This is a genomic window from Proteiniphilum sp. UBA5384 (assembly GCF_002410825.1).
Classification (GTDB): domain Bacteria; phylum Bacteroidota; class Bacteroidia; order Bacteroidales; family Dysgonomonadaceae; genus Proteiniphilum.
Window position 1 is genome coordinate 75616 of the sequence record NZ_DHOS01000052.1, and the last position, 17041, is coordinate 92656.

The 17041-nt window shown below is 43.6% G+C and carries 11 protein-coding genes; 10 read left to right on the forward strand and 1 reads right to left on the reverse strand.

Features of this window, described 5'->3' with window-relative positions:
• The first annotated feature begins 381 nt into the window (after window positions 1-381).
• The 10 genes from B4G81_RS10105 (at window position 382) to B4G81_RS10150 (ending at window position 16105) form a co-directional block, all read left to right on the forward strand.
• Window positions 382-3675, forward strand: coding sequence for a SusC/RagA family TonB-linked outer membrane protein (locus B4G81_RS10105; RefSeq protein WP_294082116.1), 3294 nt, complete (start codon window positions 382-384; stop codon window positions 3673-3675).
• Window positions 3676-3710: 35 nt separating this feature from the next.
• Window positions 3711-5474 (forward strand): RagB/SusD family nutrient uptake outer membrane protein, encoded by a 1764-nt coding sequence (locus B4G81_RS10110; protein ID WP_294082118.1) that lies wholly within the window; start codon window positions 3711-3713, stop codon window positions 5472-5474.
• A gap of 26 nt (window positions 5475-5500) precedes the next feature.
• Window positions 5501-7612: a BACON domain-containing protein gene (locus B4G81_RS10115; protein WP_294082120.1), complete on the forward strand. Its 2112-nt coding sequence runs from the start codon at window positions 5501-5503 to the stop codon at window positions 7610-7612.
• Between the two features lie 96 nt (window positions 7613-7708).
• The gene (locus B4G81_RS10120) at window positions 7709-9280 is read left to right on the forward strand and encodes a calcineurin-like phosphoesterase family protein (protein WP_294082122.1); all 1572 of its coding nucleotides are present in this window, start codon (window positions 7709-7711) and stop codon (window positions 9278-9280) included.
• Window positions 9281-9487: 207 nt separating this feature from the next.
• Window positions 9488-10696 carry an FN3 domain-containing metallophosphoesterase family protein gene (locus tag B4G81_RS10125; protein ID WP_294082125.1) on the forward strand — a complete coding sequence of 403 codons (1209 nt, stop codon included), beginning with the start codon at window positions 9488-9490 and terminating at the stop codon, window positions 10694-10696.
• Window positions 10697-10936: 240 nt separating this feature from the next.
• Complete coding sequence (locus tag B4G81_RS10130) at window positions 10937-11845, forward strand: glycerophosphodiester phosphodiesterase family protein (protein WP_294082127.1); 909 nt, start codon at window positions 10937-10939, stop codon at window positions 11843-11845.
• Between the two features lie 46 nt (window positions 11846-11891).
• A complete protein-coding gene (locus B4G81_RS10135; protein WP_294082129.1) occupies window positions 11892-12845 on the forward strand; it encodes a metallophosphoesterase family protein in 954 nt (317 codons plus the stop codon).
• A gap of 290 nt (window positions 12846-13135) precedes the next feature.
• The gene (gene surE, locus B4G81_RS10140) at window positions 13136-13900 is read left to right on the forward strand and encodes a 5'/3'-nucleotidase SurE (protein ID WP_294082131.1); all 765 of its coding nucleotides are present in this window, start codon (window positions 13136-13138) and stop codon (window positions 13898-13900) included.
• Between the two features lie 23 nt (window positions 13901-13923).
• A complete protein-coding gene (gene lpxB / locus B4G81_RS10145; protein ID WP_294082133.1) occupies window positions 13924-15066 on the forward strand; it encodes a lipid-A-disaccharide synthase in 1143 nt (380 codons plus the stop codon).
• A 22-nt stretch (window positions 15067-15088) separates the two neighbouring features.
• On the forward strand, window positions 15089-16105 hold the full coding sequence (locus B4G81_RS10150) for an ATP-dependent 6-phosphofructokinase (protein WP_294082135.1): 1017 nt from the start codon (window positions 15089-15091) through the stop codon (window positions 16103-16105).
• 30 nt (window positions 16106-16135) lie between these two features.
• On the opposite strand, the gene rnc is transcribed toward B4G81_RS10150, so the two are convergent.
• Window positions 16136-16960 (reverse strand): ribonuclease III, encoded by an 825-nt coding sequence (gene rnc, locus B4G81_RS10155; protein ID WP_294082137.1) that lies wholly within the window; start codon window positions 16958-16960, stop codon window positions 16136-16138.
• Between the last annotated feature and the right edge of the window lie 81 nt (window positions 16961-17041).

Here is a 17041-nt window from a genome sequence, read left to right on the forward strand (position 1 = left end):
TTATAGGGATTCGGTGCCGATCCCTGCAAAACATTGGCTGTCAATGTAGATACCGGTGAAGAACTGGCTATGACTACTTCGTATTACCACAGAGGGAAAAATCTTTATTATAACATATTTACCCGATGTTGATATGGTTTATAACCGGCTTTATTAACAATACCTCAGGTTAAGTGAACTATAAAGATTGAACTTACGATAAAAATACCATCAGTTGAAGTAGCTAATTTATTGACCTGCATTTCAGGGATGATATTTAAAATCCAAAAAGTATTTAACAGGTTAATGAGCTGATAAACATATAATAATGGAAGAGTGAAACATTAGTTTTTAATCTATTTAAACATGAACAAAAAATCATTTTCGAAAACAAGAAGAGAAATGTTGTATACAATATTTCTACCAGGATCAATTTCGACAAGGGTTAGAAGGTTGTCGGGATCCGGGCGACGGACGCTCTGCGTGTTAATGTTGAGTTGCTTCTGTTCGCTTGCATTGATGGCGCAAAAGCGGGTTACGGGTACCGTGACTGATCCCATGGGTGAACCTGTGCCGGGCACCAATGTGGTGGAAAAAGGCACCCTAAATGGGACTATCACTGATACGAATGGTAAGTATACGCTCGAAATGACCGATACCAACCCCACATTGCTTTTTTCTTTCATCGGCTACATATCGCAGGAAATACCCGTGGGAGAACGCTCAACAATTGATGTGGTACTGAGGGAGGATACCCAATCGCTCGACGAATTGATTGTTGTGGGATATGGCACTACGCGGCGGCGTAATTTGATAGGTGCTGTGGAACAAATCAGCGGAGATATCGTTGCTGAAAGGGCTAATATGAATGTGAGTCGCTCATTACAAGGACAAGTTCCGGGTATGACTATCACGTTAGCTGACGGTAAACCGTCTCGCAATGCATCTATCTCGTTGCGAGGGACAAGTAGTATTGGAGCAGGTGGTTCGGCACTTATCCTTGTCGACGGAGTGGAGGCACATGGCGACCTGACGACTGTCAATCCCGCCGATATTGAGAGCATCTCGGTACTGAAAGACGCCTCATCTGCTGCTATCTATGGAGCCAAGGGGGCTTTCGGTGTGATACTTATTACCACTAAGAAGGCAGGCGAGGGTAAAGCGCGCGTCAATTATAACGGTGGCGTGTCGATACACAAACGTATTTTCGAACCGGATTTGGTGTGGAACGGATTAGAATGGACCGATGGCTGGTATAAAGCTTATATTGAAGGTCAAGGTACTGCTCCGGCAGGTATCAATAATGTCTTTAAGTATAACGATGACTGGTATAACGAATTGGTGAAACGCGATGCCGATCCGACGCTCGAAAAGGTGCGTGTCAACAAAAATGGTGAATACGAGTATTTTGGTAACACGAACTGGTTCGACATTATCTATAGAGATCATACCTTTTCAACCGAGCATAACCTTAGCGTTTCGGGTGGTACCGAAAAGGCAAAATATTATGTGTCGGGACGTTACTTTAATCAAGGAGGAATTTATACTGCAGGAAAAGAGGATTTTACGCAATATAATTTTCGTGCTAAAGGTTCGCTTCAACTCTCCAAGCAAATCCTGATTGAGAACAACACCGACTTTATCCGCCGCAGTATTCACCAACCTATGGTGATGTACGATCGACAGTTGCTACCGCGAATGCTTCAGCATCAGGGCTATCCGATGACAATGCCGAAGAATCCCGACGGAACATGGACGGAGACAGCTGTTTATACCGGCTGGGCCGGTTTCGTGGAAGGCACGTCGTATCAACACAATAAAAAATTTGACCTCAAGAACACGACGACAATAACCTATACACCGATAAAACAGTTGATTTTGAAGGCGGACTATTCCTATTATTTTAATTACTCGGAAAGAGATCGTGTGGAAAATATGTATGATTTCTATACTGGACCACTACTTAAAGGTACACGCAACACTTTCAATTCACTCGAGCATTGGGGATATAATAACGAATATCAGGCGTCGAACTTTACTGCCAATTATATACCTGAATTCAATAACTCAGACCATAAACTGAATATCCTTGGGGGAGTTAATACCGAGCATAAATATACCCGCAACCATTCCATGTACCGTCGTGGACTGATATACGAAGAAAAGCCTACTTTTGCACTGATGGACGGTGATTACTACACGCTTAACCAGACGGGCTCCGAGTGGTCGTATGCAGGCTTGCTTTATCGTGTCAATTATTCCTTTAAAGACCGTTATCTGATGGAAGTAAGTGGACGCTACGATGGTTCGTCAAAATTTCCATCCAACCAGCGTTTCGGTTTCTTTCCTTCGGGGCAGTTGGGATGGATTGTTTCGGACGAGAGTTTTATGAACGGCACTAAAAAATGGCTTGACATGTTCAAACTTCGTTTTACAGCAGGTAGCTTGGGTAACGGTGCAGTTGATCCATTCCTTTATATGTCAAATATGACAATAGGAAGGACTTCGGCCATTATTGACGGTGCATTGCAGAGCTATACCTATGCACCAGGCAATGTGCCTTCAACATTGACATGGGAAACTAATACCACTTACGATGTCGGTTTCGACTTCCTCGCGCTAAGGAATCGTTTGAGTTTTGTGTTCGATTACTATCACCGTTATACGAAGGATATGTTCACTGTAGGGGTTGAGCTTCCTGCGGTTTTTGGTTCTACGGTACCTAAAGGTAATAACGCCAACTTGAAAACGAAAGGATGGGAAGTATCGCTGCAGTGGCAAGATTCTTTTAATGTGGCAGGTAAGCCGTTTAATTATAGCATAAAGGGGATGTTGTGGGATAGCCGCTCGTGGGTTACTAAATATAATAACGTGCTCAAATCGCTTGGCAGCGGTCAAACGGCAAGCTATTATGAGGGGATGGAAATAGGCGAAATATGGGGATATCATATTGAAGGTCTTTTCCGCGACCAGGATGATATCAACAACCATGCCGATCAGTCGGCAATCCGCGTCTCGACGCAGAACATACTCGCACCGGGCGACTTGAAGTTCGCCGACCTCAACGGCGACGGCGTTATCAACACCGGGGCTAATACTGCTGAAGATCCGGGTGACCGTCGCATCATAGGTAATACTTCCATCCGTTACAATTATGGCATTAATCTCGGTGTCAATTGGAATGGTATAGGCTTGAGTGCCGTTATTCAGGGTATCGGTAAACGCGATTGGTATCCACATACCGAATCGGCTTATTTCTGGGGGCAATATGATCGTCCGTACAGTTTCATGCTTCAGCTTCATACCACAGATAATGTGTGGACAGAAGAGAACCAAAACTTCGATGCTTACTGGCCCCGTTATCGCGGTTATCTCAGCGGTAGCGGTAAATCTATGGGGGTTGTGAACGACCGGTATTTACAAAATGCTGCCTATGTGCGGTTGAAAAATATGCAGGTAGATTATTCTTTCAAGGATAAAATATGTAATTTACTCCATGTAGAAAACCTACGAATTTATATCGCAGGTGAAAACTTATGGACATGGTCGCCGATGTTTAAGGTTACACGTAACTTCGACCCCGAAGTGATTGGCGCGGGAGATTCCGATTTCCGTAGTACTGCCGGTACAGATGGCGACGGTTACGGTTATCCACAGCAAGCTACTTATACTTTTGGACTTAATGTTACATTTTAATTTTTTGCACTATGAGAATTTATAACATATATAAAATGAGGATTCTTGCATTAATATTGTTTGGAACAATATTAGCATTGGGTTTTTCTTCTTGCCAAGATTTCCTTACTGTATATCCTGAGAACCAGATGAGTTCGGAAGAATTTCTCCAGACGGAAAAAGATATGGAAATCTATTGCAACGGTTTTATACAGCGAATATTATCTGGCGGGTTGAGTCTCTGTTATGCCGATGCTAATAGTGATAACGTGGCAACCCGCACCTCTACTTCGTTTTTAATTGGTGACACATGGCGTCCCGAAGATCAGGGTGGTTGGTCATGGACAACACTGCGCGACATAAACTGGTACCTCGACAACCTTCCCCGTGCCAAATCAAATGTTTCAGAGGTCACCTATAAACATTACGAAGGCGTAGGTCGTTTTTGGAGAGCGTATTTTTACTATGATATGGTTAAAACTTTTGGTGATGTGCCATGGTATGATCATGAATTGCAATCGACTGATCACGAAGCACTTTATAAACCCCGTGATTCGCGTGAGTTTGTGATGGATAAAGTACTTGAAGATTTGAATTTTGCTGCGCAGTATTGTTCTTCAGACATTAAGGTTGTTGCCTCTTCGACCAAAATTAGCCGTTGGGTAGCACTCGCTTTTAAAGCCCGCGTTTGTCTTTTCGAAGGTACTTATCGTAAATATCACGTTGAATTAGGGTTGCAAAGTTCGGTGAACAAATTCCTCAACGAAGCTGCCACTGCCTGCGAAACGCTGATGCAAGAAAGTCCTTATGGTCTTGTCACGAATGGCGATGTCAAAACGCAGTACCGCTCGCTTTTCACCAGTGATGACCTCAACACAAAAGAGGTAATTCTTGGTGTGGCGTATAAAACAGGTGTAAGGATGCACAACGTAACATGGTATACGCTCTCGGCATCGGCGGGTTCAAGCTGGTCAATGACAAAACAGTTCGTCAATCAATATCTTATGCTTGATGGCTCACGTTTCACTGATAAAGCAGGCTACGAAACGATGTCGTATACTGAAGAGTTTAAAAATCGTGACAATCGCATGGCGCAGACTTTGTTGTCGCCCGACTATGAACGAAAAGTGAATGGTACGGTACGACCGGTTGCACCTGAATGGGGTATTACCAACACAGGCTACGAAATTATCAAGTGGGTTATTGACGATGATGTACATATTGGTATGACAACTTCAGTTAATTCGCTACCTATATTTCGTTTTGGCGAAGTGTTGCTCAATTATGCGGAAGCAAAGGCTGAACTAGGGGAGATGAGTGAAGCCATTTGGAATAAGACTATTAAGCCCCTCCGTGAACGTGCAGGAGTAAGCGGCGCTGTTCCTGCTACTTACGATTCCTATCTTGCCGCTTACTATCTTAATCAAACTTCCGATAAGTGGATATTGGAAGTGCGCCGTGAACGTGCTGTGGAAATGGCTTCTGAGCAGGTTCGCAACGACGATATTATGCGATGGAAGATGGGAGAATTACTCGAGCTTCCTTGGTACGGCATTTATATCGGCGAACTGGACAAGGGGTATGACCTTAATGGTGACGGTACAGTCGATCTGACTGTTTCTACCACAGGCAGTGCCAGCACATCGCGTGTAGTGCTCGGTTCTGCTTTCCGTCTGAGTGAAGGAGATCATGGCTATATCGACTATGGTTATAATATTAACAGGATGTGGACAGATCGCAAATATCTGCGTCCCATACCTGCTACTGCCCTTCAGATGAATCCTGATTTAGGACAAAACCCGGGATGGGGCGAGAAATAATGTTTAATCTCAGAAAAATACAGAAAATGAAGACAAATTTTTTTAAAAAATTAGTGTTCCTTGTACTTATAGCGGTGGAAATAGTGTCTTGTAGTGATGAAACTACGCCTTTTGTATTACGCAGTACCGATGTACTTGAATTTGCTTACGAAACTTCATCGGAGATTTTTACGCTCCGCAGTAACGGTGCGTGGAATGTAAGTAGCGAAAACGACTGGATAAAACTTGATCCCGCTTCTGGTACAAGCGACGGTATTAAATACGAAACCGTTACTGTTACTGTTTTACGTAACGAGGGCGAAGATCGTACCGGTAAGGTGGTCATCAACGCCGCAGGTAAGGAAATTTATATCGACGTGCTGCAAAGTGTGGGGCCTATCATCTCTTTTAGTGAGCCGACCCTTTTTGGTGCCCTGCAAGAGAACCAGGACGCTTCGCTGGCTAAAATTCGCATACCTTATTCGGGCGCTATTGGCGACGAGAAATTCACCGTTTCGGCAACTGCATCGGGTGCAGCCGCAACAGGCCTCAGCCCCGTAAACAATTATGAGGTACAACTCAACAGCAAATCAGGCTATTTCGACGTACCGCTTGTAGGTTCGCCAACGTCTTCCGGCACGATCACTTTTGAGATTACCACCTCTTATACTTCGTTGCATGCGAATGCCAAAATCCCTGTATGCAACGGGCTGGTATATCCTCCATTGAATATCACGTTGGGTGTTCCTGTTCTTACTAACACCGAAACATTTAACGTTACACGAAAGTTAAAAGACGTGGTTCTTGAAATTCCTTATACTGATGCCGAAATAGGAGTGCAGTTCACCCTGGGCGTTGAGATTACAGGTATTAAGGGTATTAATTCCATTGAAAATTTCCCCGTCAATATAACATCGCCAACTGGTACCATAAAGATACCGGTGAAAGGGGTGCCTTACCATGCAGGTGAAGCGTTGTTCGAGATTGTTTATCCCGGTCCGCCGCTCTCATCCATCACCGTTCCGGTGATTAATGATGGCAAACGTTATTTCCCCGGCAGTATCCTCGTTACGGGCGCAATGAGCGACCCGCGTGGCAACGACTGCAACACGGCAATGAACGTCTCATGGTACAATCCCAACGAAGACGCCAACATTCACGGCGACGGTTACGAGTATGTACAACTTATGGCAACCGAGGATATTGATTTTGCCGTTACGCCCTACTCGGTGATTATCGCCAAGAATACTGCCACTCAGAAGCCAACCAACAAGGGTTGGATTGAAGGTGGTTCGCGGACATATAAGTTCAATCTGACGGAAGGCAAAGTTTCGAGAGGTGAGTTCTTCTATATTGGTGGCAAGGCGAAAGCACTTAACGGATATTCTTCCAACTCCAATAACACAACGGCTTCATCGTTTGATGGTTCGGTTGTGGACAAATTATGGACAGGCCATCCCATCGAAATACCCGGGTGGGCCCCAAAAAATGGAGGTACAACACAGGCCAATGGCGGTATTATCAGTATCAAAGATGCCAAATGGATACGCTGTAAGCCATATATCACCGAGGCGGGTGATGACGGTATAGGTGATCCTATTCAGTCGAACAATCCTGGTGTCATTAGTAATGCCGCTAATGCCGGTGCCTCTCAAGCCTCGGTTGGTGTCGATGGTATCGGAGTATTCGAAGGTACTGCAGTCACGGAAGAAAGTATTCCTGTTGACCTGATATTCTTTGGTGAAAGCGCAACGTCAGCATCCGATTATACCGCCAACAATATGGGTTACACAGTCCCTCTGAATGATTTCTATAGCCCTGTCAATATTTCAAGTGGTGAAGCACAACCCTACTTCGGTCAAGGCAGTAATACTTCGTTCCTCAAAGGCGGACAGCCCGAACTGACAATGGGGTTACCTTGCAGTATTACCACCGCCGGAATAGCCAATGGACGCGACTGCAGCGCATTCATCAAGTTTGCAGGCGAACTCGATGCCGACAACAGTTGGATAAAACCGCGCGAAACGCGGACGATCTATTTGCTCGAACCCAAGAACTGGCTTGAACAGTACAACCTAAACCGCCCGGCACAATTGTCCGATATCGAAAGCAATGTAACACAAGCGGGAGCCAATGGTGCAGTAATGATTGTGCGTTGATATTGACTTAATAGAAATAATATTTTGAGGCTGTATTAAAAAACGCTTTTGATGCAGCCTCATTAAAAATTTATATACAAAGAAGATTTAATGACGATGAAAAGAAGATTATTTATAAAGAAATCGATTTATGGCGGCGCAGGTTTGCTGATGACGGGAAGGATGATTGCTTGCAATAAAGACGGCGACAGCCCAATCAATCCGGACGACAAACCGATTGATCATCCTGCTATTACTCCCGATCCCGGTATTGACCTCTACGGATCAATCCTTGATGATATGGGTAATCCTGTGCAGGGTGTAGTTGTTAGCGATGGCTACCAATGTGTGGTCACCGATGCAAAAGGTGTCTATCAGATGACCCGTGACCCGCGCGCATTAACTGTTTTCTTTTCCACACCCGCAGCATATGAGGTGAAGCGAACCGGCACCATCTCTACTGCTGCAAACTTTTTTACTGCTTTAAGCAGCCAGTCAAAGCGTTATAATTTTACAATGAAACGGTTATCGGCTGTCGAAGACAATTTTTCCCTTGTCTGCATCGGTGACCCACAAGTCGCTTCTGCAGTCGATATCGAACGCTATTCAGATGAAACTATTGCTGATCTGAAAGCTTTCGTGGAGTCACAAACACAGCCTTGCTACGGGCTTGTACTTGGTGACACGGTAGGCGACCAGCCACAGTTTTTCACTCGGATGCGCAATCTTACTGGCAGCGTAGGTCTGCCGTATTTCACCACGATCGGTAACCATGACAAAACCGGGGGCAATAGTACAACGCCGCGTGATGCCAATGCCTATACAGCTGTTTTTGGACCCGTTAACCACTCGTGGAACCGCGGAAAAGTACATTTCATCTCTCTCGACAATGTTATTTTCGAGAATAATTCCTCTTACAGGGGTGGTTTGGAAGACTACCAAATAGAGTGGTTGCGGCAGGATCTAAGTTATGTGTCTAAGGATAAATTGATTATTATATATTATCATATTCCCATCCGCAACGATCAGAATTTTAAGAACCGGGCGGCTTTCTTTTCTCTATTGCAGAACTATCCCAATGTACATTTCATGGTTGGTCATACCCACTATCATGAGAATTTCCAAATTGGCAATGGAGGCAATACCATTTATGAGCATATCCATGGGGCAGCCTGTGGTGCATGGTGGAAATCGACTGTCAATTGCGACGGAACTCCCAATGGATACGCTGTCTATTCGGTGCAAGGAACGGAAATAAAAAATTGCTACTACAAAGCCACCCGTTACGATAAAGGGTTTCAGATACGGCTTCATCGTGGTCCCGATCTTTTCGGTGGTCAGTACGGTAACTATTCCTATGGAAAAGGAACCAACGATATTATAGCCAATATCTGGAATGCTGACACGCAGTGGAAGCTTGAAGCTTATGAAGACGGGGTCAAGGCGGGTAACTTAAGTAAGTTAAATACGGTGATAGACGCTTTTGCGGCAGGCTATCATGTAGGTGTTTTGAACCGTATCCCCGGCAACTACGGAGCTACCGGCAACGGTCAGAATAAGCATGCCTACATCCACAGCCTTAAGAATCCGAATGCAAAAGAAATCGAAATCCGTGCTACAGACCCTTTCGGTAATATTTATTCTCAAACAGAAATAATTACCGACCTCAAAACGGCGCAAGGATATTAATGTTGTCACAATTCGTTGTCGTTATTGGACTTGTCAGTGCCAGTGAGAAATGGTATATGAGACGGCTCATGGATTGGGCCGAAATAGCAGGCAGGTGATTTTTGCAATCGAAACCCTCCATAAACTCGGCGCTAGGACAAAGGAATTGGAATAAAGATATGAACAAATTAAAGAGTTTACAGAATGATACCCAAAAGAACTGTCTTTTTGAATTTACTGTTGATTTTCAGTGTGTTATTGATTGGGGCGCAAACTACGTCGCAATATCTTCCGGAATCAGAACTTTCCAACAACTTTCCAAAACCTCGTATAGCTTGTGGTCCGTGGATACAGGCGGCAGGCGAAACAGAATTTACTGTAGTATGGGAAACTAATGTCCCATGCATATCATGGGTAGAGGTTGCACCCGATGATGGAACGAATTTTTATGTTACAGAACGTCCTAAATATTATGAATCGTGGTATGGACGCCGTCCGGTAACAACACTGCATCACGTTCGAATTAAGGATTTGCAATGTGGGACCGCATATCGATACCGGATTTTTCAGCAGGCATTACTACTCGATGAGGGTAATAAACGTATGGTTTTCGGTGAAGCTTATGGCAATGATTTTAATTTTACAAAAATAGAGTTTAAAATAAAAACGCTAGATTCATCACGTCCTGAATCCCGTTTTACAATGGTAAACGATACTCACGGTAACGACTCTCTTTTTCGTCAGTTAACCAAAGATGTAGTAAAAAACAAAAATAACTTTGTCATTTTCAATGGCGATATGCTTTCGCAAATAGAATCGTCTCAACAAATCGTTGATGGTTATATGAAGTCGGCAAGTGAACTTTTCTCCCCCTTCACGCCGATTTTTGCCGTTCGCGGCAATCACGAACACAGGGGTTCAGCATCCTATGACTATATGCGTTGGTTTCCTACATCCACAAGTGAACCTTATTATACTTTCCGGGACGGACCGGCATTTTTTATTGCACTGGATTGTGGAGAAGATAAACCTGATAGTGATATCCGTTATTACGGACTTTCACTCACTGACCAATTGCGGGAAGAACAAGCCGAATGGTTGAAACAAATCATTACAACAGATGAATTTAAATCTGCTCTTGTGAAAATTGTTATCCTTCATATTCCACCTTACCCAAATGGAGGGCAGTGGCACGGTACACATGAGATTGAACGCCTTTTTATGCCAATTCTTAATAATGCGGGCATAGACCTCATGTTGAGCGGACACCTGCATAAACACTACTATCTCGAAAAAGGTGCAGCTGGCAACAACTTTCCCATCCTCATAAATTCAAATAAAACGCGTCTTGACGCTATTGCGAATAAAAATGGGATAGATCTGAAAATAGTGGACGCCAACGGGAAAATACTGCATAATTATTTAATTCCCCAATAATTAATTTTAAATAAATACACAATGAAGGTCAAATAAATTATTGATATAAATGAAAGTAAAGTAAGCAAGAGATAGACCTGATATTTTATCTTTTTTACTAAAAGGAAAGGAAAATGATAGTGCATGGATCTCAATAGAAATAAAAAGAAATTTTTTCAAAGTAATATTTGCATGAAAGAAAGTTTTGCTCTTTCTTTGTGAAAGAAGGAATTAAGATAAATTGAAATAATAAATACAGGGATGAAACACAAACAATTTACAGTCTTTTCTCTTGCATTTTTCTCATTGCTATTCAGCCAATGTATGCAACCGCAAGGAGAAAAGAATACAGACACAGTGAATGAAGAGCCCCTTCAGCAAGTATTTAAATATACGGGAGATGGTTCCGTCATTATCAGCGGACATCGTGGTGCTTGGCGCAACAGCATATATCCGGATAATTCGCTCGAGGGAATGCAATATGCTGCGGAGAAGGTGTCAGGTGTCTTTTTTGAAATAGATCCGCGGTTAACAAAGGATAGCGTCATCGTCTTGATGCATGATGCAATATTGGATAGAACCACAAATGGTACGGGCAAATTGGTGGACTATACTTTTGAAGAGCTGGATACGATCAGATTGAAAGATGATCATGGAAATACCACTGCATTTAAAATACCAACCCTTGAGGAGGTGATCAGGTGGAGTATCGGCAGGGCAGTGATGAATCTGGATCGTAAGGATGTGCCACATGAGATGATTGTCGACCTGATTAAAAAATGTAATGCCGAACGTCATATCATGCTTACAGTTCATAGTGGAGCTCAGGCTAGATACTATTATGATCGTTTGCCCGAGGTCATGTTTTCTGCACATATCAGAAATCAAAAAGAATATGAGGATTATGTTATCTCAGGAGTTCCTTGGGAGAGTATGATTGCTTATGTAGGGCCGACCATCAATGAGAAGAATAGGGAGTTGGTGGACAAACTTCATGCACATGGGATAAAATGTATGGTCTCTTTTTCTCCCACTCATGATCGGTTGGAGAGTGCCGAAGAACGTGCCGTAAAATATGAAGAGGAACTTTCCGGTTGTCCGGATATTATTGAAACAGATTATCCAGTTGAACTCTGGGAACTGCTATGCAAAATACAGGGCAAAAAGTAATTACAGCTACTCTGAACGAGGACCCATAGAATAAATGCTATAATTTATGATAAATAAACAATTTAAAATTAGCTTGTTGTTGTTTTGTGTTGTATTAAGCGTAAATACACAAGCGCAAAAAGATACGCTCTCTTTCGTTCATATCACCGATTTACACCTGATGTTCAATACACAGAATTATGACCAGGATATAGTGCAAGCCCGGAAGAATAAAAAGAATTATAAAGAGAGTAACAATACTTTCAAACAGTTTATGGCCACCATTCCTGAACAAACGAGCTGTGATATGATTATTGTTACGGGTGACCTGGTTGATTTTTTTGATGCCAAAACAGGGCAGGGTAACAGATTTGCTTACCATGTGGAGCAATTTGCCAACTTTATCAAGGAATTCCACTATCCCATTTATCTGACTTTGGGAAACCATGATATGTTTTCCTATAATTGGAATGGCGAAAAGGTGGTGGCCAACCAGTTGCAGGCCGGTCGGGCCAAAGCCACCTGGATAAGGAACTTCGATTGCTTCAGGGATGGTACTTACTATAGCCATGTATACGAAGTGGGAAGGACTACTTACAGGTTGATCTTCCTGGATAATGGATTCTATAAATTCAAAAAGGAGGAGGGGATGGTGAATCCTTATATCGATAAAGCGCAACTGCATTGGTTACAGGCAGAGTTAGATGCATCGGATGACGATGTGGAAATCATCCTTATGCATATTCCTTTTACTGAGAAATCCACACTCCCGGAATCGAACAACGAACTTTATAAAGCGCTTATTGCCACCCCCTCAGTACGCTTGATCCTTGGCGGGCATTATCATAAACAGGATGTGATGTGGCTTCCTTCTCCGGATACAAAACAGACTGTACAGGTGCAAACCGGGGCACTGGTCTCCGGTGCGGATAAATGGAGGCAGGTCCGCCTGACGGAAGAGGACATCACTGTATCTTCAATGGGGACGACGGAAAGTGAGTTGATTATTCCTGTAAAATAGGCAACACAGCAAGGGGTTGAAAGAACAAGGTTGACTTGTATATCCTTTATATTTTAACTGTCCCATTACTTGTTCATTTTATTTTTATTCTCAAAATATCTTTCTATGAGTTTTTCTTTTGTACCCATATTTTACTCGTTTACGCGGAGGTGCCAATAATAATAGTACCATAAAGCCAAATTTTTTTATTAAATTTTTCTATTCCATGAAGAAGTCAAAAGAAGGAAAGAGATTATGTGTGTTTGGGAAATATTTTGCATCTTTGCTATTTCTAAAAAGAACAATATAGAATGAATGATAGAAAACCCCTGATATTGGTTACCAATGACGACGGGTATCAGGCGAAAGGAATTGCTTCATTGATGGAGGCAATGAGAGATTTAGGAGAGGTGATTGTGTTTGCGCCAGACTCGCATCGGTCGGGTATGTCGAGTGCTATTTCCACCAGTACACCGCTCCGGGCAAGATTACTGAAGGAAGAGGAAAATCTGACGGTATATACCTGCAATGGTACACCGGTAGATTGTGTGAAACTGGCGTTGAATGAGTTTATGGACCGTAAACCAGACTTGTTGGTGTCAGGAATTAACCACGGCTCCAATGCCGGTATCAGTGTGATTTATTCCGGTACGATGGGTGCTGCAATTGAGGGATGTATTTTCGATGTGCCTTCTATCGGTTTCTCATTGTGTGATTTTACCCCCGATGCCGATTTCTCCTTCACCATGGAGATCGCCCGTAAATTGGCTGTCAAGGTGATTGAGGAAGGACTTCCGAAAGGAATATGCCTGAATGTGAATGTTCCTGCCGGCGAGGTGAAGGAAGTCAGGATAACCACCCAGACACATGGCAAGTGGGTGAATGAATACCACCGTTCGAATGATGGAGCGGGCAGAGATGTCTTCTGGATGACCGGTAATTTCGAAAACTGGGAAGAAGAGAACGATAACAGCGATGAATGGGCTTTGGCAAACGGGTATGCTGCGATTGTGCCTGTAAAGATCGATATGACAGCGCATGATCTCCTTCCTCAATTAAAAGAGTGGGAAATTTAATTAGCAAATCATCACATCAATATATGAAATATTACCTTATAGCAGGAGAGGCGTCGGGCGATTTGCACGCATCCAATCTAATGCAATCATTAGGTGGATTGGATAAAGAGGCTGATTTCCGCTTTTTTGGAGGGGATTTGATGCAGTCCGTTGGTGGGACACTGGTGAGACACTATCGTGATATGGCTTTTATGGGTATTATTCCGGTACTGTTGAACGCGCGTACTATCCTCCGGAACCTTGCCTTCTGTAAAAAGGATATTGCTGCATATCGACCCGATGTGGTGATACTGGTCGATTATCCCGGCTTTAACCTGAAAATTGCGAAGCATGTGAAGACTCAGTTGGATATTCCTGTGTATTATTATATTTCACCTAAAGTATGGGCCTGGAAAAAATACCGGGTGAAATCGTTCCGTAAATATGTGGATGAGATGCTTTGTATCCTGCCGTTTGAGGTCGACTTTTTCAGGGAAAACCGATATAAGGTGCATTATGTGGGTAATCCTACGGTAGATGCGATAGCTCAACGGGATTATAAAGACGAAACTTTTGCTGAATTTATTACGACCAATAATCTGGATAATAAACCGATAATCGCTCTTCTGGCAGGCAGCCGTAAGCAGGAGATATCCAGTAACCTGCCTTCTATGCTGGAAGCGGTGAAAGGTTATTCGGAGGGGTACCAGTTGATTGTGGCGGGAGCACCGGGTATAGAACGGAGCTTTTATGACGATTTTATTGGCTCTTTTCCTCCTGCGAAGGTGCTTTTTTACCAGACTTACCGTATACTGGCGCAGTCGGATGCCGCTTTAGTGACGTCAGGCACTGCCACATTGGAGACAGCCCTGCTGAATGTGCCCCAGGTGGTATGCTACCGGACGCCGACACCGCGGCTTACTTATTGGATATTTAAACATATGTTTCACACCCCTTATATCTCGCTGGTGAACCTGATCTGTGGGCGAGAAGTGGTGAAAGAGTTATTCGCACGCTTTTTCACTGTGGATAATATCCGGAAAGAATTGAAGCAGATACTCCATGTACAGGGTTACCGGCAGAATATGCTCGATAACTATGAAGATATGCGTCGGATCCTGGGTGGATCAGGCGCATCCAGCCGGGCAGCTGCATTTATCCATAGATCGTTGACAATTGGGAATTAGTCATTAGTAATTTATAAATTATATGAAGGTAGGTATTCTTACTTCCGGCGGCGATGCACCCGGAATTAATGCGACCATACGTGGCGTAGGAAAAACAGCCATTAATGATTATGGCATGCAGGTGATCGGTATTCGGAACGGTTTTTCGGGATTATTGTATAAAGATATTGTGGAACTTACTGATCCTTCCTTATCGGGAATCCTGAATCTGGGCGGTACAATCCTGGGTACGGCACGGGAAAAAGTATTCCGTAAGATGATTACTTCTCCCGATGAGAAAGACAGGGAGCAGATCAAGAATGCTTATCATGAGCTGGATCTGGATTGTCTGGTTTGTATCGGCGGAAACGGTACACAACGTACTACCTGGATGCTTTCGGAACTGGGGTTGAATGTAGTGGGAATACCCAAGACTATCGATAATGACGTGTACGGTACGGATGTCACTTTTGGATTCCACACTGCAGTAAATATTGCGACTGATGCAATTGACAGGCTTCACTCTACAGCCAGCTCACACCGTCGTGTGATGGTGATCGAACTGATGGGACATCATGCCGGATGGATCACACTTCACGCAGGGATGGCGGGGGGAGCTGATATCATCCTCTTACCGGAATTGGGATATAATCTGAAGATCGTCATTGATAAGATCAACCAACGGATGGAGATGGGAAAAGCTTATTCTATCGTTGCTGTGGCAGAAGGTATAGAGTTGCCGACCCAGGAGCATCCTGCTACCTATTTTGCCCGTGAGATCCAGACACAGACCGGTTATGAAACGCGTGAGACTGTACTTGGATATATTCAACGCGGGGGATCGCCTTCTCCGTATGACCGGAATCTCGGTACATTGCTGGGGGGGCATGCGGCAGAACTGATCCATGAAAGGAAATTCGGACAAATGGTAGCCAAAATTGGATCGGAAATTACGGATGTGCCTCTTTCCGAAGTAGCCGGCAAATTGAGGTTAGTCACGCCTGATAATCAGCTTGTTGCCCAAGGTAAAAAAATGGGAATTTCTTTCGGGATTTGGTAAGGGAAGACCAAGGCCGTTGCAGAAACAATATTACTCATTGTCGGAGGGGGTGCTGAACAACTCTCTGTTTCTGTCAGATTCCTCCTCTTTCTTTGTTGTTTCAACGAGCGCTTCCTGTAATTCGTTGCTCTCTCGTAGTTTTTTTATCGCTACTTTGGCCGCCATCTGATGAGATTCCTTTTTAGAGTATCCTTTTCCGGAACCTATTTCTTTGCCGCCTACCCTTACACAGGAAAAAAATACCGGATTGTTTTGCGCGTCATAGGTAGAATCAGTCACCTCGAAATGTACATCGACCCTGTTTTTCTGCCCCCATTCAATCAACCTTGACTTGAAATCGACTTCACTCTTCAATACTTTGTCGATATTCAGGTGTTGCTTGATCATGGTTTCAAATACAAATTGCTTTGCTACCCGGTATCCCTGATCGAGATAAATGGCACCGATAAGGGCTTCCAGCGCATCACCGTATATATTGGTATTGTGGGCTAAATTACGGGTGGATGAGACTATAAGCTTGTCTAGCCCGAGGTCCACGGATAGTTTATTGAGCGTCTCCCTCTGCACAATCCGGGATCGTGTACTGGTAAGAAACCCTTCCTTTTTATATTCGAAATCTTTATAGAGGATGTCTGCGACAATGGCATCAAGAATGGCATCTCCCAAAAATTCGAGACGTTCATTATTTACCCATCGCCCTTTTTCCGACCGGATGGAAGAAGAGCGGTGAGTCATGGCTTCTTTATATAAATCTATCCTGTCTGGATAGAAGCCCAGGATATTATAAAATGAGAGGTAAGGCTCTTTTCCCCTGTGCGGGAGAGCCTTGATCCTCTTTACGAGTCTTCTTAACACACTATTTGTTGAATTGCTTGAGAATTACACTTGCGTTGTGTCCCCCAAAGCCAAAAGTATTAGATAACGCAGCTCTTATCT

Bases quoted from the DNA above. Each gene is read 5' to 3' on its own strand.
- B4G81_RS10150 (WP_294082135.1), top strand. From the start codon at position 15,089: ATGAAGGTAGGTATTCTTACTTCCGGCGGCGATGCACCCGGAATTAAT.
- B4G81_RS10115 (WP_294082120.1), top strand. From the start codon at position 5,501: ATGAAGACAAATTTTTTTAAAAAATTAGTGTTCCTTGTACTTATAGCG.
- B4G81_RS10130 (WP_294082127.1), top strand. From the start codon at position 10,937: ATGAAACACAAACAATTTACAGTCTTTTCTCTTGCATTTTTCTCATTG.
- lpxB (WP_294082133.1), top strand. From the start codon at position 13,924: ATGAAATATTACCTTATAGCAGGAGAGGCGTCGGGCGATTTGCACGCA.
- B4G81_RS10120 (WP_294082122.1), top strand. From the start codon at position 7,709: ATGAAAAGAAGATTATTTATAAAGAAATCGATTTATGGCGGCGCAGGT.
- surE (WP_294082131.1), top strand. From the start codon at position 13,136: ATGAATGATAGAAAACCCCTGATATTGGTTACCAATGACGACGGGTAT.
- B4G81_RS10135 (WP_294082129.1), top strand. From the start codon at position 11,892: ATGATAAATAAACAATTTAAAATTAGCTTGTTGTTGTTTTGTGTTGTA.
- B4G81_RS10110 (WP_294082118.1), top strand. From the start codon at position 3,711: ATGAGGATTCTTGCATTAATATTGTTTGGAACAATATTAGCATTGGGT.
- B4G81_RS10105 (WP_294082116.1), top strand. From the start codon at position 382: ATGTTGTATACAATATTTCTACCAGGATCAATTTCGACAAGGGTTAGA.